The organism is Bacillus silvicola (assembly GCF_050524305.1).
GTDB classification, from domain to species: domain Bacteria; phylum Bacillota; class Bacilli; order Bacillales; family Bacillaceae_G; genus Bacillus_A; species Bacillus_A cereus_AT.
In genome coordinates, this window is sequence record NZ_JBNGVC010000012.1 from 749663 (window position 1) to 769610 (window position 19948).

Sequence of the window (19948 nt, forward strand, 5' to 3'; positions counted from 1 at the left end):
CTCTTACACGCAACAAAACCCCTCACCTCGAGTTAGGTGAGGGATTTTATTGTACGAGCTCTATTTCATTATAAACTTCTTCTTATTTTACAAGAAAAACTTACGGATGTCATTCCATGTTACAACTAACATAAGCAACATTAATAATGCAAATCCAATAAAGTGAACCATTCCTTCTTTTTGACGATCAATCGGTTTCCCTCTTAATGCCTCAATTAAGAAGAAGAACAAACGTCCACCGTCTAAAGCTGGAACTGGTAATAAATTAAATAAACCAAGGTTAATACTTAAAACTGCCGCTAAACTTAGTACACGCGTAAATCCATAATCTACAACTTGATCTGTTAGATTATAAATTCCTACTGGACCTGACAACTCATTAATAGAAAATTGACCAGTTACTAATTTCACAAGAGAATCAAAAATTAGTTTCGTCCATTCGTACGTTTGTTCAAAACCTGATTTAATAGAACCCATCACTGTTTTCTCTACAGGAGAGTAAACACCAATTCTACCAACTTCTTCTTTTCCTTCTTTATCAACCGTTGGCGTTACTTTCACATTAATCTGTTCACTATCACGCTTTACTTGTAACGTAATTTCTTTATTCGGGTTTTCACGTACAATGTTAACAACATCTTTCCATGTACTTGTGTTTTTCCCATCAATAGCTTGAATTGTATCATTTTCTTTTAATCCAGCTTGCTGTGCTGCACTATTATCCATTACTTTTCCGACCATTGGTTTATCAACGGGAACCCCTTGTACAAATCCAAGAATCACAAAAATAACAAATGCTAGAATAAAGTTCATTGCAGGACCTGCAAAAATTGTTAACGCGCGTTGACCCAATTTTTTAGAGCCAAACTGTCTGTTAAACGGAGCGATTTGGATTTCTTCTCCCGCAGATATGATACGAGCTTTTTCATTCACTCGGAATGTTTGCAGCTCTTCCTCGTACTCTTCATATCCCGAAATTGTAAGATTATGCTCCAAATCAGCTTGTTCGACTTCAATAACACGAACATTTGGATATTTTTCATATCCATCAAAAACTAATTTCACAGCTTCGTCTTTTTCATTTAGCACAAGGCCAACCTTTTTCCCTGGCTTTAACTCAACTGTGTCCGCATCCTCGCCAGCCATTCTTACATAGCCACCAAGGGGCAGTAATCGAATCGTATACACCGTTTCATTCTTTTCAAATGAGAATATTTTTGGACCAAAACCAATCGCAAACTCGCGGCATAAAATACCCGCTCTTTTTGCGAAATATAGATGCCCTAGCTCATGGAAAAATACGAGTGCACCGAAAATTAATATAAAGGCAATCGCTGTATTCAATTCCATAACCACCTTTGCTAAATTTGTTCCATCACAAACCGTCTTGTGGCTGCATCAATTTCCAGAATTTCCTCTAAGCTCGGACGTGCAATGACATTGTGATGGTTCATTGCTTTTTCAATGAGGTCTTCCACTGTTAAGAAACCAATTCTCTTTTGTAAAAAAGCTTCAACAGCTACTTCATTTGCAGCGTTCATTACAGCTGGCATACTTCCACCTGTTTTCCCAGCTTCATACGCAAAACGTAGACAACGGAAACGTTCTTGGTTCATTTTTTCAAAATGCAATGTTCCCATTTCCCATAAGTTTAACTGTTTTGTGTCTGAAAGAGGTAATCTATCAGGATATGTAAGCGCGTATTGAATTGGTACTCGCATATCAGGTGAGCCAAGCTGTGCCATTACACTACGATCTTCAAATTCAACCATAGAATGAATAATACTTTCTTTATGTAAAACAACATCAATTTGCTCATAAGGGATACCAAAAAGCCAATGTGCTTCAATTACTTCTAGTCCCTTATTCATCATTGTAGCAGAATCAATTGTAATTTTCGAACCCATTGACCAGTTTGGATGTCGAAGCGCATCTTCTACGGTCACATGATGCAATTCATCTCTCGTTTTATCACGGAAACTTCCGCCAGAAGCCGTTATAATGAGTCGAGAAATTCTTTTTTCATTTTCACCATTCAAGCATTGAAAAATAGCTGAATGTTCACTATCTACTGGAAGTAACGAAACATTATGTTTTCGTGCCGCTTCCATTACTAGATGCCCTGCAGTTACTAACGTTTCTTTATTTGCAATTCCAATTGTTTTTTTCGCCTCAATTGCACGAAGTGTTGGTAACAACCCTACGCTACCTACAACGGCATTTACTAAAATCTCCGCATCTGGATGTAATGCTACTTCTAAAAGACCTTCACTACCATATACAATTTTTGTATTACCAGAAACAGCTTGTAATTTTATAACATCTTCTGCTCTTTGCACAGAAACAATTTGCGGAGAAAATTCTTGAATTACTTTTACTGCGTAGTCAATATTTTTCCCTACAGAAAAAGCAACGAGACGGAATTGGTCTGGGTGCGAGCGTAACACATCTAAAGTTTGTGTACCAATTGATCCGCTTGCACCTAATAAACTAATATTTTTCATGACTCCAACCCCTCGTTCATTTATTAATTGTATTGTAATAAGAAGTAGAGAATTGGTAACACAAATAACCAACTATCTGTTCGATCTAATATACCACCATGTCCAGGTAAAATTGTACCTGAATCTTTTACGCCATAGTGACGTTTAAATGCAGACTGTACTAAATCACCAATTTGTCCAAAAATAGAAATGATAATCGTCAGCACAATTAAAATCCCTACATTTGCTTCAACTGGGAAGAACATATTGTAAACAAGTGCAACAATAACTCCACAAACAATACCGCCTAATGAACCTTCAATTGTTTTATTTGGACTAATTTCTGGCCACAACTTTCTTTTTCCTAATGCTTTTCCTACGAAATATGCGCCTGAATCAGTAGCCCATATAACAAATAATGCGCAAAACACATATTTAATTCCTAATATTCTCGTTTCATTTAAATATAAGAATCCCATTGCAACATATGTCGTTGCCATAAGTAAAAATGAAGCATTATCAAAAGTAAATGTATTCTTAGAAAGGACTGTATATGATAAAAGTAATAAAACAATCACAAACGTAATTTCTAATTTACCTAATCCAATCCACCTAAACAGTTCTGATGCACTACTTGGAACTAAAATAACCCATAATAATACCGCAGCTAAAACTGTTGGTACCGAAATAAGCGTAAGCTTGTTCATACGAATTAATTCATATAAACCTATAGAAGCAAGTGCATACACTAAAACCGTAAAAGGCACGCCACCGTAAATTACGATGGGAATGAATAGCGCGGCAGCAACCACTCCAGTAATAATTCTCTGTTTCACTACCAAACCCTCTCTTTCTACACGCCTCCGAATCTGCGCCCTCTATGTTGAAAGTCTGTAATCGCATTAAGCAAATGTTCTTCCGTAAAGTCTGGCCAATACACATCCGTAAACCAAAATTCTGAATATGCAATTTGCCATAACATAAAATTACTAATACGTAGCTCTCCGCTTGTACGAATTAACAACTCTGGATCAGGTAAAGAACTCGTCATTAAGTAGGAAGAAATCATTTCTTCACTTATCTCTTCAGCACGAATTTTTCCTTCCTCACTATCTTTCATCATATGTTGCACAGCAGAAACGATTTCATCTCGACTTCCATAGTTTAACGCGAAATTAAGAATTAATCCCGTATTCTCTTGCGTATCTTCCATGGCTTTTTCCATCGCTCTGCGTGTATGCGTAGGAAGACGATCTTTTTGCCCTATTACTCGGACTTGTACGTTTTCTTCAATCAATTCTGGTAAAAATGTACCTAGAAATTCTTCTGGAAGCCTCATTAAATAGTCAACTTCCTTTTTCGGTCTTTTCCAGTTCTCAGTTGAAAAAGCATAAAGAGTTAACACTTTCACATTAAGCTTACTTGCAAATTTTGTAATTTTCTTTACAACTTGCATGCCTTCATGATGTCCCGCAATACGAGGCATAGCTCTCCTCTTTGCCCATCTTCCATTGCCATCCATAATGATGGCAATATGTTCTGGTATATATCCTTTTTTCACTTCTTCAACGAGATGATCAAACGATGCGTCCTTTTTACTTTTAAAAAAAGGAAAGTTTTTAAACATCATTCATACCCTCCAGCAAGCAGACGTATGCCTAAAAGTGTAAAAAGACCCCCTTAAGAAGAGGGTCATATTTGCGAAGTTATCGCTATTACACTTCCATGATTTCTTTTTCTTTGTTTTTTGCGATTTCGTCAACTTTTGCAATATATTTATCTGTTTCTTTTTGGATATCTTCAGTATATCCTCTTAAATCATCTTCCGTAATATCGCCAGCTTTTTCAAGCTTCTTAAGATCATCGTTACCGTCACGACGTACGTTACGAACCGCAACTTTTGCTTCTTCAGCATATTTTTTCACAACTTTTACAAGATCACGACGACGCTCTTCTGTTAATGCAGGGAATGCAATACGAATTACAGTTCCGTCATTAGAAGGGTTTAATCCTAAATCTGCTTTTAAGATTGCTTTTTCAATATCACCGATAGAAGTTTTATCATAGGGTTGAATTACAAGCAAACGTGCTTCTGGAACTGTAATGTTCGCTAATTGCACAACTGGTGTTGGTGCACCGTAGTAATCAACTTGTACCTTATCTAATACAGACGAGCTTGCACGACCAGCGCGAACTGTTGCTAATTCACGAGAATAAGCAGCAACTGCTTTTTCCATTTTTTCATTTGAAGACTTCAATACTTGTTGTCCCATATTTATTTCCCCCTTACAACTGTTCCAATATTTTCGCCTAAAACGGCACGTTTAATGTTACCTTTTTCCATAACTGAGAATACAATTAATGGAATATCATTGTCCATACATAAAGAAGAAGCTGTAGAATCCATTACACCTAAACCTTCTTTTAATACATCTAAGTAAGTAAGTGTTTCGTACTTTGTAGCAGTTGGATCAATAGATGGATCTGCACTATATACGCCATCCACATTATTTTTTGCCATTAAAATAACGTCCGCTTCGATTTCCGCTGCACGTAATGCTGCTGTCGTATCTGTAGAGAAGTATGGGTTACCAGTACCTGCGGCAAAGATAACAACACGTTTTTTCTCTAAGTGACGAATTGCTTTACGTCGAATGTAAGGCTCTGCCACTTGACGCATTTCAATTGAAGTTTGAACGCGAGTTTGAATTCCAATATTCTCTAAACTATCTTGAAGAGCTAGTGAATTCATAACTGTTGCTAACATGCCCATGTAATCTGCTCCTGCACGATCCATACCCATTTCGCTTCCAATTTTCCCACGCCAAATGTTACCGCCACCAACAACAACAGCAACCTCTACATCAAGTTCTGCAATTTCTTTCACTTGTTCCGCAACTGACTTAATAACAGTTGGGTTAATTCCAAATCCTTGCTCGCCAGCTAAAGCTTCTCCGCTCAGCTTTAAAACGACACGATTATATTTCGGTTTACTCATAATGAACCTCCAATTGCTTACATCTTTATTTTAAAAAAGGGAACACAATGTGTTCCCTAATCTGTATTAGTTGTTACCTTTTACTTGGTTCATTACTTCTTCAGCAAAGTTGTCTTCGCGTTTTTCGATACCTTCACCAACAGCGTAGCGAACGAATCCTTTTAATGTTCCGCCTTTAGACTCAACGAATTGACGAACTTTCATATCAGGATTTTTAACGAATGCTTGGTCAAGTAAGCAAATTTCTTCGAAGAATTTGCCAAGACGGCCTTCAACCATTTTTGCAACGATTTTTTCAGGCTTGCCTTCGTTTAAAGCTTGTTGTGTTAATACTTGACGCTCATGCTCAACTTCTTCAGCTGTTACAGCATCACGGTCAATGTATTTAGGGTTAACTGCTGCAATGTGCATTGCTACATCTTTAGCAGCTGCTTCGTCAGTAGAACCTTCAAGAACTGTTAATACACCAATACGTCCACCCATGTGTAGGTAAGCGCCGAATGCATCAGCATCAGTTTTTGATACGATTTCGAAACGACGAAGTGTAAGTTTTTCACCAATTTTAGCGATTGCTTCATTGATGTGCTCTTCTACTGTTTTACCGCCTTCAATTGTTTGAGCCATAGCTTCTTCAACGTTAGCTGGTTTGTTAGTTAATAAGTGAGCAGCTAATTCTTTAATTAAAGCTTGGAAACCTTCGTTTTTCGCAACGAAATCAGTTTCAGAGTTTAATTCTAAGATTAAACCGTCGTTACCGTTTGTTTCGATGAAAGTTAAACCTTCAGCAGCGATGCGGTCTGCTTTTTTAGCAGCTTTCGCAATACCTTTTTCACGTAAGAAGTCAATTGCTTTCTCCATGTCGCCGTTAGTTTCAGTTAAAGCCTTTTTGCAGTCCATCATACCTGCGCCTGTTTTTTCACGAAGTTCTTTTACCATTTGTGCAGTGATTGCCATGTTTTTCATCCTCCTAAAATATGTATTTATACCTTTTAAAAAGGTTTTTATACCTTAAAAAAGGTGATAAAAGGCCGAACCCCTTATCACCTTTCCAAATTTGTTACGCAGTAACAGTTTCTTCACCTTGTTTTGCTTCAAGGATCGCGTCTGCCATTTTAGATGTAAGAAGTTTTACAGCACGAATTGCATCATCGTTTGCTGGGATAACGTGATCGATTTCGTCTGGATCACAGTTTGTATCAACGATACCGATGATTGGAATGTGTAATTTGCGTGCTTCAGCAACTGCAATACGCTCTTTACGAGGGTCTACTACGAATAATGCACTTGGAAGACCTTTCATATCTTTAATACCGCCTAAGAATTTCTCAAGACGCTCTAACTCTTTTTTAAGTTGAACAACTTCTTTCTTAGGAAGTACTTCGAAAGTACCATCTTCTTGCATTCTTTCGATGTCTTTAAGGCGCTTGATACGCTTTTGGATTGTTTGGAAGTTTGTTAAAGTTCCACCTAACCAACGTTGGTTAACGAAGTACATACCAGCACGAGTTGCTTCTTCTTTAATAGCTTCTTGTGCTTGTTTTTTAGTACCTACGAATAAAATGTCTCCACCTTCAGCAGCGATGTCGCGCATCGTTCTGTAAGCTTCCTCAACTTTTTTCACAGTTTTTTGTAAGTCGATGATGTAGATACCGTTACGCTCTGTGAAAATGTAACGCTTCATTTTTGGGTTCCAACGACGAGTTTGATGTCCGAAATGAACACCAGCTTCAAGCAATTGCTTCATAGAAATTACTGACATAATTTAGTTCCTCCTAAATGGTTTTTGATATCCTCCGTTTACTTCATCTCTAAGCGAAACTACAAACGTAGCACCAACACTTAAATCAGTAAACGTGTGTACTTTGTACTGACACCACTGCTTACTATATCATACTGAAATATTACAATCAAGTCGAAAATGCGAACAATGTAAAACTTTCTTTTTTTCACGCTCAAATTCTAGTATTTCCAACCTTCACTTCCTTTAAGCAAGGAGGTGAAGGCTAATTAATAGTTTTCTAATGAACGCTGTCATGACGCCTTACGTAAGCAAAATCATTCTCTTAAAAAACAAAAAACTCTCCTCAACTGAGGAGAGTTTTTATATAAATTAGTTTGTTTTTAATTTAGCAAGTTCCTGTAGAAACTTGTCGTTTAGTACTTTAATGTATGTTCCTTTCATACCTAAAGAACGAGACTCAATAACACCAGCACTTTCTAATTTACGTAGTGCATTTACGATTACAGAACGAGTAATTCCTACGCGATCAGCAATTTTACTTGCAACAAGTAAACCTTCTGTTCCATTTAATTCTTCGAAGATATGCTCGATTGCTTCTAACTCACTGTAAGATAATGAGCTAATCGCCATTTGAACAACAGCTTTACTACGTGCTTCCTCTTCGATTTCTTCTGCTTTTTCACGTAAGATTTCCATACCTACTACAGTTGAACTGTATTCAGCAAGGATTAAATCATCGTCTAAGAACTCTTGACCAAGACGAGCTAATACTAACGTACCTAGACGCTCACCGCCACCAACGATTGGTACGATTGTAGTTAAACCTTGACCGAATAATTCTCTATTTTCTACTGGGAATGCTGTGTAAGCACTGTTTACATCTAAGTTAGAAGATGTTTCTGTAATGTTGAATAAGCTTTGTGTGTATTCTTCCGGGAATTGACGCTCTGCAAGCATTTGTTTCATACGCTCATTCTCAATTTGTTGGTGAATTGCATAACCTAGTAATTTACCACGACGGCTTACTACGAATACGTTCGCTTCGATTACTTCACACATTGTGTCAGACATTTCTCTAAAGTTTACAGGCTTTCCTGCTGCGCTCTGTAATAACGCATTTAATTTTCTTGTTTTTGCTAATAATTCCATTTCAAAAGTTCCTCCTACATATTACTCACATATTTTTTCATCACTTGGAAACTAGGGCGAGTCACCTGATGACACAATTACAAAATAAACTGGCTCACATCTTTATTTTTAGCAATCGTTGCTAATTTCTCCTCAACGTATTGAGGTGTTATCGTTATTTTTTCTAACGTAATTTCAGATGCTTCAAACGATAAATCTTCAAGGAGCTTCTCCATAATCGTATGAAGTCTTCTTGCTCCAATATTATCTGTATCCTGATTAACTTGATAAGCAATCTCAGCAATCTTACGAATAGCTTCGTCTGAAAATTCAATTTCTATACCTTCAGTCGCTAATAAAGCCATATATTGTTTAATTAACGCATTGTCAGGCTCGATTAATATTTTAACAAAATCATCTGTCGATAATTTTGTTAATTCTACTCGAATCGGAAATCTCCCTTGCAATTCCGGAATTAAATCCGACGGTTTAGACATATGAAACGCTCCAGCTGCAACGAATAAAATATAATCCGTTTTTACTGATCCGTATTTTGTCGCAACATTCGATCCTTCTACAATTGGTAAAATGTCACGTTGCACACCTTCGCGTGATACATCTACGCTATTCGACTGCTTACCAGCAATTTTGTCAATTTCATCAATAAAAATAATCCCGAGCTGTTCAGCACGATAAACAGCCTCTTGTGTAACTTCATCCATATCAATTAAGCGCTGTGCTTCCTCATTTGTCAAGAGTTTTCTTGCTTCTTTTACAGAAAGTTTACGTTTTTTCGTTTTTTTCGGCATAAAACTTCCTAATGCATCTTGGAAATTCATTCCCATTTGTTCCATGCCAGTTCCTTGTAACATATCAAACATGGAAGACTGTTGTTCAGTCACTTCAATCGATACAATTTCATCTTCAAGAAGTCCCGCAGCAAGCTTTCTTTCCACGTCTTGGCGTTTCTTTTCGATTTCAACATCTTCTTGTGTATCAGATGTTTGATTCGAATTTTGAGTACCGCCAAAAAGCATTTCTAATGGGTTTTTAAATCCAGATTGCTTCTCCGGACTCGGCACTAAAATTTCAACAAGACGTTGGTTCGCTTGCTCTTCTGCTTTATCTTGAACTTTAACTACCATTTCTTCTTTTACGATGCGTACTGACGTTTCTACAAGGTCACGTACCATCGACTCTACATCTCTACCTACATATCCAACTTCTGTGAATTTCGTAGCTTCAACCTTAATAAAAGGTGCTCCAACGAGTTTCGCCATTCGTCGTGCTACCTCTGTTTTACCAACACCTGTCGGTCCAATCATTAAAATATTTTTAGGTGCAATTTCATCACGTAAATTTTCAGCTAGTTTACTGCGACGATATCGATTTCTCAGAGCTACAGCAACCGCTTTCTTTGCATCTTTTTGACCGATGATGTATTGATCTAATTTTTCCACAATTTGGCGCGGAGTAAAATGTAAATGCATATAAAATGCCTCCCTTACGATTCTACAATTCTTCAACAATTATGTTGTGGTTCGTATAAACACAAATATCGCCTGCAATTTCTAAACTCGCTTTCGCAATCTGCTTCGCAGTTAAATGTTCACTTGCATATTGTTTTAAAGCACGACCTGCAGAAAGTGCATAATTTCCACCAGATCCAATTGCTAAAATACCATCATCGGGTTCAATTACTTCTCCTGTACCCGAAACAAGGAGCATAGTTGTTTTGTCCATGACAATGAGCATCGCTTCTAACTGACGCAGCATTTTATCCCCACGCCATTGTTTCGCCATTTCAACTGCAGCTCGCTGTAAGTTCCCGTTATACTCTTCTAATTTCCCTTCAAACATTTCAAAAAGAGTAAATGCGTCCGCAACTGAACCTGCAAAACCAGCTAAAACTTTCCCTTGGAAAAGTTTACGGACTTTACGAGCTGTATGTTTCATTACAACTGCATTTCCCATTGTCACCTGACCATCTCCAGCCATTGCACATTCTCCATTATGATGAACTGCAAATATCGTTGTAGCGTGGAAATTTCCCATAGAAAAAACTCCTTTATATGTTTTTATAGCTTTAAAAGCAATTTATGCCCGCGGGTGATGCTTCATGTAAACAGAACGCAATCTTTCTTTAGAGACATGCGTATAAATTTGTGTCGTCGACAAATTCTCATGGCCTAATAGCTCCTGGACAGTACGTAAATCCGCCCCTTCATCTAACATATGTGTAGCAAATGTATGCCTTAACATATGGGGACTTATCCGCATTGTCAGCGAAGCCTTTTTAATGAGTTCGTTTAAAACATAACGAACTCCACGACTTGTTAGCGGCGTACCTTTCGCATTTAAAAATACCATATGAGAGTCTTCATCAGTCTTATTAACTAACTGTTTTCTCCCATTCTCTATATAAGTAACTAAAGAATCTTGCGCATAGCTTCCGAACGGAATATACCTTTGTTTTTTTCCTTTTCCCATTACTAAAACTGTTCCCACCGCAAAGTCAATATCGGTAAGTTGTAAATTGACACATTCACTCACACGGATACCAGTCGCATACATCAACTCTAATAATGCTTGATTCCTTTGACCTAATGGTGTTTCCGCGTCAGAAACTTCAAATAATTCCTCTAACTCTTCAGCATATAAAAACTTTGGGATTGACAATTCTTTTTTGGGGAGTGACGCAAGTGCAAACGGATTATCTTTTTGATAACCTTCTCGCATCAAAAAACGATATAAACTTCGTAAACTTGATACTTTTCTTGCGACAGATTTACGGGCTAACTTTTCATCGTGCAACGTCGTTAAGTATAAACGAACATCCGCGTATGTAACATCTAAAAAAGAGGATATGCCTTCTCGCTCCATAAATTGCACAAAATGTTCTAAATCATTTTGATAACTTGCAATTGTATATTTTGAATAATTTCTTTCAATTTGTAAATATCCTACGAATAATTGTAACAATTTCTTCACATTCACATAACTCACCTCAATAAAGGCTACTAAATCGTATCACAACTTAGTAGCCTTTGCAAGAAATTTAACTAAATATTTACAAAATTTTGAATCGTTTCTAAAGCGCGTGTAGCATACGCTTCATTTCGCTCTTGTTTCTTTTTAATTTTCTTCTCTAACGGTGCAAATAGCCCGAAGTTTGCATTCATTGGTTGGAAGTTTTTCGCATTAGTCGCTGTAATATAATTTGCCATACTTCCCATTGCAGTTACAGATGGTAGTACAACTGGCTCTTCACCTTTTACAAGTCGAGCAGCGTTAATACCTGCCAGTAATCCTGACGCTGCCGATTCAACATATCCCTCTACTCCAGTCATTTGACCGGCGAAGAATAAATCATCGCGTTGTTTATATTGATATGTTGGACGAAGTAAGTTAGGCGAATTAATAAACGTATTACGATGCATTACACCATAACGTACAATTTCTGCGTTTTCTAGTCCTGGAATTAGCTGCAATACTTCTTTTTGTGGCCCCCACTTTAAATGTGTTTGGAAGCCTACAATATTGTATAACGTTCCTGCCGCATCATCTTGACGTAGCTGAACAACTGCATATGGTGTTTTTCCTGTTTTCGGATCTTCTAATCCAACAGGTTTCATCGGTCCAAATACTAACGTCTGTCTTCCTCTACTTGCCATAACTTCTACTGGCATACAACCTTCAAAGAAAATTTCTTTTTCAAATTCTTTTAAAGGCACTGTCTCAGCAGCAATTAATGCTTCATAAAAGCGATCAAACTCTTCTTCTGTCATTGGACAGTTTAAATATGCAGCTTCACCTTTATCATAACGAGATTTTAAATATACTTTATTCATATCAATGCTGTCTTTCTCAACAATTGGTGCTGCAGCATCATAGAAATAAAAATAATCTTCACCTGTTAATTCTTTTAATTGTGCAGCAAGATCAGGAGACGTAAGTGGACCTGTCGCGATAACAGTAGGTCCTTCTGGAATTTCAGTGATTTCTTCATTCATCACAGTTACGTTTGGATGATTTTTCACATACTCAGTTACCTTTGCCGCAAATTCATGACGATCTACAGCTAAAGCTCCTCCTGCTGGTACAGAGCACTCATCAGCTGCACGAATAATAACAGAATCCATTAGGCGCATCTCTTCTTTAATAACACCAACAGCATTTGTTAATGTGTTTGCGCGAAGCGAGTTACTGCATACTAGCTCTGCAAATTTATCTGTGTGATGAGCTGGCGTTTGCCTTACTGGTCTCATTTCATATAATCTTACTTGGACACCACGTTTTGCAATTTGATAAGCTGCTTCGCTTCCTGCAAGACCTGCGCCAATGACGTTTACTACTTGTGTTGTCATATATATCACCTTTCCTTTTCTTCCCGAAAAAAATGTGAGCAGTTACGCTCACATTTGTTGTTCTTCTTCATAATCACACGAAATACATTGTACTTGCACGCCTTTTTTCAACTTCTTCTCTACAAGCATACCTTCGCACTTCGGACATTTACGGCCAATTGGCTTATCCCAAGATACAAAGTCACACTCTGGATACGTACCGCACCCATAGAAAAGACGTTTCTTTTTATTACTTCGACGTTCAATAATCTGTCCTTTATCACACTTCGGACAAGTAACACCGATTTCTTTCACAATCGGCTTTGTATTACGACAATCAGGGAAATTCGAACATGCCATAAACTTCCCGTATTTACCCATTTTAAAGACCATTGGGTGCTCACATAATTCACAGTCTTCCCCAGCTGGTTCATCTTTAATTTCCACTTCACGCATTTCTTTTTCCGCTTTCTCTAAGCGCGGTTCAAATTCTACGTAGAAATCATCAACAATTTTCACCCAATTCGCATTTCCTTCTTCTACTTCATCAAGGCTTTGCTCCATATTGGCAGTAAATTCAATGTTAATAATTTCCGGGAAAAACTCTAAAATAAGTTCGATTACTATTCCACCAAGTTCAGTCGGAACGAAGCGTTTATTATCTAAACCAACGTATCCACGTTTTTGAATCGTTTCAAGTGTCGGTACATATGTAGAAGGTCTCCCAATTCCAAGTTCCTCAAGTGTTCTTACTAGACGAGCCTCTGTATAACGCGGCGGAGGTTGTGTGAAATGTTGCTTCGGTTCTATATCTTTTGAAAATACAGTTTCCCCTACTTCTAAAGGTGGCAACATTTTATCTTTTTCTTCCGCACCATCATCTTTCGACTCTACATACACTTTCATAAATCCTGGAAACTTTACAACCGATCCACTTGCACGGAACTGAACATTGTTATTAATGAGTTTCGCTGTAACAGTATCCATTATAGCAGATGCCATTTGACTTGCAACAAATCGCTCCCAAATCAGTTTATACAAACGTAGTTGATCACGACCTAAGAAACTTTTTAGTTCCTCTGGCTTTCTCATTACCGAAGTAGGACGAATCGCCTCATGCGCATCTTGTGCATTCGACTTTTTCGTTTCTTTCTTCTTCTCTGTCCCTATGTATTCCGCACCGAACGACTCTGTAATATAAGTACGAGCCTCTGTTTGAGCTGTTTCTGAGATCCTTGTTGAATCGGTTCTCATATACGTAATAAGACCTACAGTCCCTTGCTTTCCAAGATCTATCCCTTCATACAATTGCTGCGCAAGCATCATTGTTTTCTTTGCTCGCATATTTAATTTACGTGCAGCTTCTTGTTGCAAGGAAGATGTTGTAAACGGTAATGCCGGATTACGCTTTCGCTCTTTTCGCGTTACATTTTCAACCGAAAACGCATTATCTTTCATCTTTTCGATTATTTCGTTCACTTGTTCTTCGTTCGTTAATTGAACTTTTTCACCATCTACACCGTAAAAGCTTGCTTCAAATGTGTCTTTACCTTTCACAAATTCTGTTTTAATTGTCCAGAATTCTTCAGGTTCAAAGTTTTGAATTTCTTTTTCACGTTCGATAATTAAACGAACTGCTACAGATTGTACGCGTCCTGCACTTAATCCTTTTTTTACTTTCTTCCATAATAAAGGACTAATATTGTAACCAACAAGACGATCGAGTATACGCCTTGCTTGTTGCGCATCTACTAAATCCATATTAATTGCCCGAGGATGTTTAAATGATTCTTTTATTGCATCTTTTGTAATCTCATTAAATACCACTCGGCAATCTGATTCAACGTCCACATTTAACGTATTCGCTAAATGCCAAGCAATTGCTTCCCCTTCGCGGTCTGGATCGGCCGCGAGATAGACTTTCTTTGCTTTTTTTGCCGCTGATTTTAAATCTTTTAAAACGGGACCTTTACCACGAATGGTAATATACTTCGGGGTGAAGTTATTCTTTACTTCTATCCCCATTTGGCTTTTAGGTAAATCGCGAACATGTCCCATGGACGCAACGACTTTGTATTTTTTCCCTAAATATTTCTCAATGGTCTTCGCCTTAGAAGGCGACTCCACGATTACGAGGTAATCTGACATGCTAGTGCCTCCTTAAGAGGTGGATTCAAGTCTTCATTAATCTTATTGATTTCTCTTGTTTTTGTCAATCAAGAATGAATATACCATACAGTGACAATCTACCATTTGTCAATAATTGTTTAATAAAAACATAAAAATATAAGGTTAATTTATAATTTCCTCCAGGATATCCTCTGCATTTCGTACTAATTTTGCACCTTGTTGAATAAGATAATTCGTTCCTGATGCACTATCTATAAATATTGGTCCAGGAAGGGCAAATACCTCTCTATTTTGCTCTAATGCAAGGTCTGCAGTAATAAGTGATCCACTTCTCGATTTTGCTTCTACAACTAAAACCCCTTTACTTATTCCACTAATAATTCGATTTCTTTTTGGAAAATACCATTTTTTCGGTGCATAATGCGGAGGATACTCTGTCAATAGCAATATATAGTCTTTGCACGTGTCATATAAACGTCTATTCTCTTTCGGATACATATAAGATAATCCATGTCCTAAGATTGCAATAGTCGGGCAACGTTGACTTACTGTAACTTCGTGAGCAATTGTATCTATTCCTCTTGCAAACCCACTAACAATAAGCCATTCCTTTTCAAGTAAAGGGTGTAAAATAAATTCCATACTCTTCTTTCCGTATAAAGACGGATCTCTCGTCCCAACAATCGCTAATTTATTTACTTTACTAAGAACAGCCCTCTCCCCCTTTCCATATAAAATAAAAGGAGGATCTTGTATTTCTCGCAATAATTTTGGATAATCCTCATCCCATATAGTCATATAAAACATTCGATTTTTTTCTAAATAGGAGATATATTGCGGGAGACTTGCATTCTGAAGAAAATTTACTAGTTCTGAAGATTTTTTCGAGGATATTCCAGCGTAATATTCAAATTGCTTTGCACTAAAAGTGTACATCCCATTCAATTCTGGATCAACATATAGTATCCTCTCCATCGCTTTCCAATGATCCGCCAACATGTAATGTAGGTGCAATAATCGTTCTCTTTTCATCCCAATTCTCCTTACCCATAATTTTTATTATGTAAACAGAAAAAGTATAAAAAGACACCCTCAAACAAGAAGGTGTCTTTCAAAAAGATTAATAGTTTTTACAAGTTTCAAATAATCCCTTTTCTTTTAAAACAGAGATTAATGTTTCACCCATAACAGCTGGCGTTTCAGCTACTTTAATACCACAAGCTTCCATTGTTTTAATCTTTTCCGCAGCAGTTCCTTTACCGCCAGAAATGATTGCACCGGCATGGCCCATACGTTTACCTTCAGGCGCAGTTTGGCCACCAATGAAGCCGACAACCGGTTTTGTCATATTAGCTTTTACCCACTCAGCTGCTTCTTCTTCTGCCGTACCGCCGATTTCACCAATCATAATTACAGCATGTGTTTCTTCATCTTCATTAAATGCTTTTAGCGCATCAATAAAGTCTGTACCGTTAACAGGGTCCCCACCGATACCTACAGCAGTAGATTGGCCAATGCCTTCTTGTGTTAACTGATGTACAGCTTCATACGTTAATGTACCAGAGCGAGATACGATACCCACATGACCTTTTTTATGAATGTATCCTGGCATAATACCAATTTTACATTCATCAGGTGTAATGACACCAGGACAGTTTGGTCCAAGTAAACGTGTATGTTTACCTGCCATGTATCTCTTTACATTTACCATATCTAATACAGGGATTCCTTCAGTAATACATACTACTAAATCAATCTTTGCATCAACTGCTTCCATAATAGCATCAGCCGCAAAAGCGGGTGGAACGTATACAACTGAAGCATTTGCGCCTGTTGCTTTCACTGCATCTTCTACAGTATCAAATACTGGTACACCTTCAATATCAGTGCCACCTTTACCTGGCGTTACACCACCGACAATTTTCGTACCATATTCAATCATTTGTTTTGTGTGGAATAATCCTTGAGAACCTGTAATACCTTGAACAATAACTTTTGTATCTTTATTAACTAATACGCTCATTTTTCTCCCCCGCTTTCTATTAGCCCACTAGTGAAACAATTTTTTGTGCACCGTCTGCCATAGATTCTGCTGCAACAATATTTAAGCCAGACTCATTTAAAATCTTCTTACCTAACTCTACGTTTGTACCTTCAAGACGTACAACTAAAGGTAACTCAAGACCCACTTGCTTCGTTGCTTCAATAACACCTTCTGCAATAACATCACACTTCATAATGCCACCAAAAATGTTAACGAAGATACCTTTTACATTTTTGTCAGAAAGGATAATTTTGAATGCTTCTGTAACTTTTTCAGCTGTCGCGCCGCCACCAACATCTAAGAAGTTAGCTGGATCACCATGGTAATGTTTAATGATATCCATTGTAGCCATTGCTAAACCTGCACCATTAACCATACAACCGATATTTCCATCTAAAGGAATGTAGTTTAAGTCATATTTAGAAGCTTCAATTTCTTTTGAATCTTCTTCATCAAGATCACGAAGTTCTAAAATGTCTTTATGGCGATATAACGCATTAGAATCGAAGTTTAATTTCGCATCTAAAGCCATAACTTTACCGTCACCTGTTGTAACAAGTGGATTAATCTCAGCGATAGAGCAATCTTTTTCGATAAACGCACTATATAAGCCCATCATAAACTTCACAGCTTGTCCTACAAGCTCTTTTGGAATATTGATGTTAAACGCGATTCGACGTGCTTGGAAACCTTGTAAACCTACTGCTGGATCAATATATTCTTTAAAGATTTTTTCAGGTGTTTTTTCTGCTACTTCTTCAATTTCTGTTCCACCTTCTTCAGATGCCATTAAAACAACTTGAGAAGTTGCACGATCTAACACAAGACCTACATAATATTCTTTTTTAATATCGCAACCTTCTTCGATAAGTAAGCGTTTTACTTCCTTACCTTCAGGACCTGTTTGATGCGTCACAAGTGTAGTTCCTAAAATGCTTTCTGCATATGTACGAACTTCTTCTAAATTTTTCGCAACTTTTACTCCGCCAGCTTTGCCGCGTCCACCAGCGTGAATTTGCGCTTTAACTACACATACTTCCGTTCCTAATTCTTTAGCTGCTTCTACAGCTTCTTCTACTGTAAATGCAACCTTCCCGTTCGGAACGCTAACCCCATAGCTTCTAAGGACTGCCTTACCTTGGTACTCATGGATATTCATGGTCCCATCCTCCCCTGTTTTCCTGTTTTACTCGAAAAGTTTTTTAATGTTTAAAAAACATTACATTGCCATTGTATAAGATGATTGGCACGCTGTCTACAATAAAGTGTCAGAAAACTGAAATCGCTTTATTCTTTTTCGAAAATAATAATGTTCATATACCAAAATAAAAAAATAAGCTGTATATTCACAGCTTATTTTTAAATCATACCTTTAATTGGCGCAAATGATTTCCGATGTTCCTCTAACACTCCATGTGATTCAATCGCTTCTAAATGCTGTTTCGTCCCATATCCCATATGTTGTTCAAATCCATATGCAGGATACTTTTTACCTAACTCTTTCATTATACGATCTCTTGTCACTTTCGCAATAATAGATGCAGCTGAAATAGATATACTTTTCGCATCACCTTTAATGATTGATGTTTGCGGAATTGATGTAGGCAACTTCATCGCATCGATTAATAAATATTCTGGTGTACATGATAAATTGGCAACTGCATCTAACATCGCTTGCTTCGTTGCTTGATAAATATTGATTTCATCAATAATTTGTGGTGATACAATTCCAACTCCAATTGCAATTGCATGCTCTTTAATTTCATCATAAAAACGCTCTCGTTTCGCTTCACTCAACTTTTTCGAGTCATTTAACCCTGGAACATAAAACTCTTCTGGAAGGACAACAGCAGCCGTCACAACAGGTCCAGCTAACGGTCCTCGTCCCACTTCATCAATGCCAGCAATGTACATGATTCCTTTTTCACGCAAAGCATGTTCATACTTAGACATTTCTAGAAATTTTTCTTTTTCCTTGTGTGCTAACTCTTTTTGTTTATACCACTTCAAAATTAATTTTTGAACACCTTTTCTCTCGTCTTTCACTAACATTTGAAAACGCTCATCTTCTTCATTTATAATTTCTTGTAGTAAACATTCGGCTTCTTGTATAGTCATTTTTTGCATCTATCTACACTCCTTTTTAAACGTATCCAAAAAGAAAAGACGCACATACGCACGTCTTATACTTCTTCTACTTTTTCCACATCTTCTACCTGCTCTGCATACTCTTCTGGTGTTTCAAACGTCATTTTTCCAAGTTTACCACCACGAAGCTCACGAAGTACAAGTTCAGATGTTTTATCATAGTCAATCATGCCGCCGCCCATTAGGCAACCTCTGTTTTTTCCGATTGCATCAAATAACTCCACAATATCTTCTGGAATGTCATTTAAATTATATCGCTCTTTTAATCGTTCTGGATAATGTTTCTCCATAAAACGTAATGCATAAACAGCTACATCTTGTAGATTTAAAATAGAGTCTTTAATTGCACCAGTCGTAGCTAGACGTAAACCAACTAATTGATCTTCAAATTTAGGCCACAAAATACCCGGTGTATCAAGTAACTCCATTTCTTTTCCAACTTTAATCCACTGCTGAGCCGTAGTTACTCCAGGACGATCTCCTGTTTTTGCGATATTCTTCTTCGCTAATTTATTAATCAAAGTAGATTTACCAACATTTGGAATACCTACAATTAAAGCACGAATCGCTCTCGGTCTAATACCTTTAGCAACCATTTTATCAAATTTTTCTTTAACAAGTATTTTACAAGCTGCTGCAATTTCTTTCATACCTTGTCCAGCTTGCGCGTTAATTGAAATTGCCTTATGGCCCTTTTCTTTAAAATACGCGATCCATTGTTTCGTTAAACGATCGTCTGCCATATCTGCCTTATTTAAAACAACCAGTCTCGGTTTATGTGTAATAATTTCATCAATCATCGGATTTCGAGAAGATAAAGGTAATCGAGCATCTACAAGCTCAATTACAACATCGATTAACTTTAATTTTTCTGTTACTTGGCGTCTAGCCTTTGCCATATGTCCTGGGAACCATTGAATTGCCATGTTG

At 37.4% G+C, this 19948-nt stretch carries 19 protein-coding genes; all 19 read right to left on the reverse strand.

Going from position 1 to position 19948, the window contains the following annotated elements:
* Window positions 1-87: 87 nt before the first annotated feature.
* A complete protein-coding gene (gene rseP, locus ACP6L7_RS15615) occupies window positions 88-1344 on the reverse strand; it encodes an RIP metalloprotease RseP (RefSeq protein WP_141533254.1) in 1257 nt (418 codons plus the stop codon).
* A 17-nt stretch (window positions 1345-1361) separates the two neighbouring features.
* Complete coding sequence (dxr, locus tag ACP6L7_RS15620; RefSeq protein ID WP_097830969.1) at window positions 1362-2504, reverse strand: 1-deoxy-D-xylulose-5-phosphate reductoisomerase; 1143 nt, start codon at window positions 2502-2504, stop codon at window positions 1362-1364.
* Window positions 2505-2527: 23 nt separating this feature from the next.
* Window positions 2528-3319, reverse strand: coding sequence for a phosphatidate cytidylyltransferase (gene cdsA / locus ACP6L7_RS15625; RefSeq protein ID WP_097830968.1), 792 nt, complete (start codon window positions 3317-3319; stop codon window positions 2528-2530).
* A gap of 17 nt (window positions 3320-3336) precedes the next feature.
* Complete coding sequence (gene uppS / locus ACP6L7_RS15630; RefSeq protein ID WP_097830967.1) at window positions 3337-4113, reverse strand: undecaprenyl pyrophosphate synthase; 777 nt, start codon at window positions 4111-4113, stop codon at window positions 3337-3339.
* A gap of 85 nt (window positions 4114-4198) precedes the next feature.
* The gene (gene frr / locus ACP6L7_RS15635; protein ID WP_000531504.1) at window positions 4199-4756 is read right to left on the reverse strand and encodes a ribosome recycling factor; all 558 of its coding nucleotides are present in this window, start codon (window positions 4754-4756) and stop codon (window positions 4199-4201) included.
* Between the two features lie 2 nt (window positions 4757-4758).
* The gene (gene pyrH, locus ACP6L7_RS15640; RefSeq protein WP_097830966.1) at window positions 4759-5481 is read right to left on the reverse strand and encodes a UMP kinase; all 723 of its coding nucleotides are present in this window, start codon (window positions 5479-5481) and stop codon (window positions 4759-4761) included.
* 66 nt (window positions 5482-5547) lie between these two features.
* Window positions 5548-6435, reverse strand: coding sequence for a translation elongation factor Ts (gene tsf / locus ACP6L7_RS15645; protein WP_097830965.1), 888 nt, complete (start codon window positions 6433-6435; stop codon window positions 5548-5550).
* 103 nt (window positions 6436-6538) lie between these two features.
* Window positions 6539-7240: a 30S ribosomal protein S2 gene (gene rpsB / locus ACP6L7_RS15650; protein ID WP_000111485.1), complete on the reverse strand. Its 702-nt coding sequence runs from the start codon at window positions 7238-7240 to the stop codon at window positions 6539-6541.
* A gap of 351 nt (window positions 7241-7591) precedes the next feature.
* Window positions 7592-8371 carry a GTP-sensing pleiotropic transcriptional regulator CodY gene (codY, locus tag ACP6L7_RS15655; RefSeq protein WP_000421290.1) on the reverse strand — a complete coding sequence of 260 codons (780 nt, stop codon included), beginning with the start codon at window positions 8369-8371 and terminating at the stop codon, window positions 7592-7594.
* A 77-nt stretch (window positions 8372-8448) separates the two neighbouring features.
* The gene (gene hslU / locus ACP6L7_RS15660) at window positions 8449-9840 is read right to left on the reverse strand and encodes an ATP-dependent protease ATPase subunit HslU (protein ID WP_000550087.1); all 1392 of its coding nucleotides are present in this window, start codon (window positions 9838-9840) and stop codon (window positions 8449-8451) included.
* A gap of 22 nt (window positions 9841-9862) precedes the next feature.
* Window positions 9863-10405 (reverse strand): ATP-dependent protease proteolytic subunit HslV, encoded by a 543-nt coding sequence (gene hslV / locus ACP6L7_RS15665; RefSeq protein ID WP_000526272.1) that lies wholly within the window; start codon window positions 10403-10405, stop codon window positions 9863-9865.
* A 42-nt stretch (window positions 10406-10447) separates the two neighbouring features.
* Entirely contained in the window at window positions 10448-11347 is a 900-nt protein-coding gene (gene xerC / locus ACP6L7_RS15670) for a tyrosine recombinase XerC (protein ID WP_097830964.1), read from the reverse strand.
* Between the two features lie 65 nt (window positions 11348-11412).
* On the reverse strand, window positions 11413-12717 hold the full coding sequence (gene trmFO, locus ACP6L7_RS15675; RefSeq protein WP_097830963.1) for an FADH(2)-oxidizing methylenetetrahydrofolate--tRNA-(uracil(54)-C(5))-methyltransferase TrmFO: 1305 nt from the start codon (window positions 12715-12717) through the stop codon (window positions 11413-11415).
* A 48-nt stretch (window positions 12718-12765) separates the two neighbouring features.
* Window positions 12766-14844 carry a type I DNA topoisomerase gene (topA, locus tag ACP6L7_RS15680; protein WP_097830962.1) on the reverse strand — a complete coding sequence of 693 codons (2079 nt, stop codon included), beginning with the start codon at window positions 14842-14844 and terminating at the stop codon, window positions 12766-12768.
* A gap of 144 nt (window positions 14845-14988) precedes the next feature.
* Window positions 14989-15858 carry a DNA-processing protein DprA gene (gene dprA, locus ACP6L7_RS15685; RefSeq protein WP_098361637.1) on the reverse strand — a complete coding sequence of 290 codons (870 nt, stop codon included), beginning with the start codon at window positions 15856-15858 and terminating at the stop codon, window positions 14989-14991.
* Window positions 15859-15946: 88 nt separating this feature from the next.
* Window positions 15947-16849, reverse strand: a complete 903-nt coding sequence (gene sucD, locus ACP6L7_RS15690; protein WP_000115185.1) for a succinate--CoA ligase subunit alpha — start codon at window positions 16847-16849, stop codon at window positions 15947-15949.
* Window positions 16850-16868: 19 nt separating this feature from the next.
* Window positions 16869-18029: an ADP-forming succinate--CoA ligase subunit beta gene (gene sucC / locus ACP6L7_RS15695; protein ID WP_001020797.1), complete on the reverse strand. Its 1161-nt coding sequence runs from the start codon at window positions 18027-18029 to the stop codon at window positions 16869-16871.
* 200 nt (window positions 18030-18229) lie between these two features.
* Window positions 18230-18997, reverse strand: coding sequence for a ribonuclease HII (rnhB, locus tag ACP6L7_RS15700; RefSeq protein ID WP_430529300.1), 768 nt, complete (start codon window positions 18995-18997; stop codon window positions 18230-18232).
* A 56-nt stretch (window positions 18998-19053) separates the two neighbouring features.
* Window positions 19054-19944, reverse strand: a complete 891-nt coding sequence (gene ylqF, locus ACP6L7_RS15705) for a ribosome biogenesis GTPase YlqF (protein ID WP_097830959.1) — start codon at window positions 19942-19944, stop codon at window positions 19054-19056.
* Between the last annotated feature and the right edge of the window lie 4 nt (window positions 19945-19948).

Bases quoted from the DNA above. Each gene is read 5' to 3' on its own strand.
- dxr (WP_097830969.1), bottom strand. From the start codon at position 2,504: ATGAAAAATATTAGTTTATTAGGTGCAAGCGGATCAATTGGTACACAA.
- uppS (WP_097830967.1), bottom strand. From the start codon at position 4,113: ATGATGTTTAAAAACTTTCCTTTTTTTAAAAGTAAAAAGGACGCATCG.
- frr (WP_000531504.1), bottom strand. From the start codon at position 4,756: ATGGGACAACAAGTATTGAAGTCTTCAAATGAAAAAATGGAAAAAGCA.
- pyrH (WP_097830966.1), bottom strand. From the start codon at position 5,481: ATGAGTAAACCGAAATATAATCGTGTCGTTTTAAAGCTGAGCGGAGAA.
- tsf (WP_097830965.1), bottom strand. From the start codon at position 6,435: ATGGCAATCACTGCACAAATGGTAAAAGAACTTCGTGAAAAAACAGGC.
- rpsB (WP_000111485.1), bottom strand. From the start codon at position 7,240: ATGTCAGTAATTTCTATGAAGCAATTGCTTGAAGCTGGTGTTCATTTC.
- codY (WP_000421290.1), bottom strand. From the start codon at position 8,371: ATGGAATTATTAGCAAAAACAAGAAAATTAAATGCGTTATTACAGAGC.
- hslU (WP_000550087.1), bottom strand. From the start codon at position 9,840: ATGCATTTACATTTTACTCCGCGCCAAATTGTGGAAAAATTAGATCAA.
- hslV (WP_000526272.1), bottom strand. From the start codon at position 10,405: ATGGGAAATTTCCACGCTACAACGATATTTGCAGTTCATCATAATGGA.
- trmFO (WP_097830963.1), bottom strand. From the start codon at position 12,717: ATGACAACACAAGTAGTAAACGTCATTGGCGCAGGTCTTGCAGGAAGC.
- topA (WP_097830962.1), bottom strand. From the start codon at position 14,844: ATGTCAGATTACCTCGTAATCGTGGAGTCGCCTTCTAAGGCGAAGACC.
- dprA (WP_098361637.1), bottom strand. From the start codon at position 15,858: ATGAAAAGAGAACGATTATTGCACCTACATTACATGTTGGCGGATCAT.
- sucD (WP_000115185.1), bottom strand. From the start codon at position 16,849: ATGAGCGTATTAGTTAATAAAGATACAAAAGTTATTGTTCAAGGTATT.
- sucC (WP_001020797.1), bottom strand. From the start codon at position 18,029: ATGAATATCCATGAGTACCAAGGTAAGGCAGTCCTTAGAAGCTATGGG.
- rnhB (WP_430529300.1), bottom strand. From the start codon at position 18,997: ATGCAAAAAATGACTATACAAGAAGCCGAATGTTTACTACAAGAAATT.
- ylqF (WP_097830959.1), bottom strand. From the start codon at position 19,944: ATGGCAATTCAATGGTTCCCAGGACATATGGCAAAGGCTAGACGCCAA.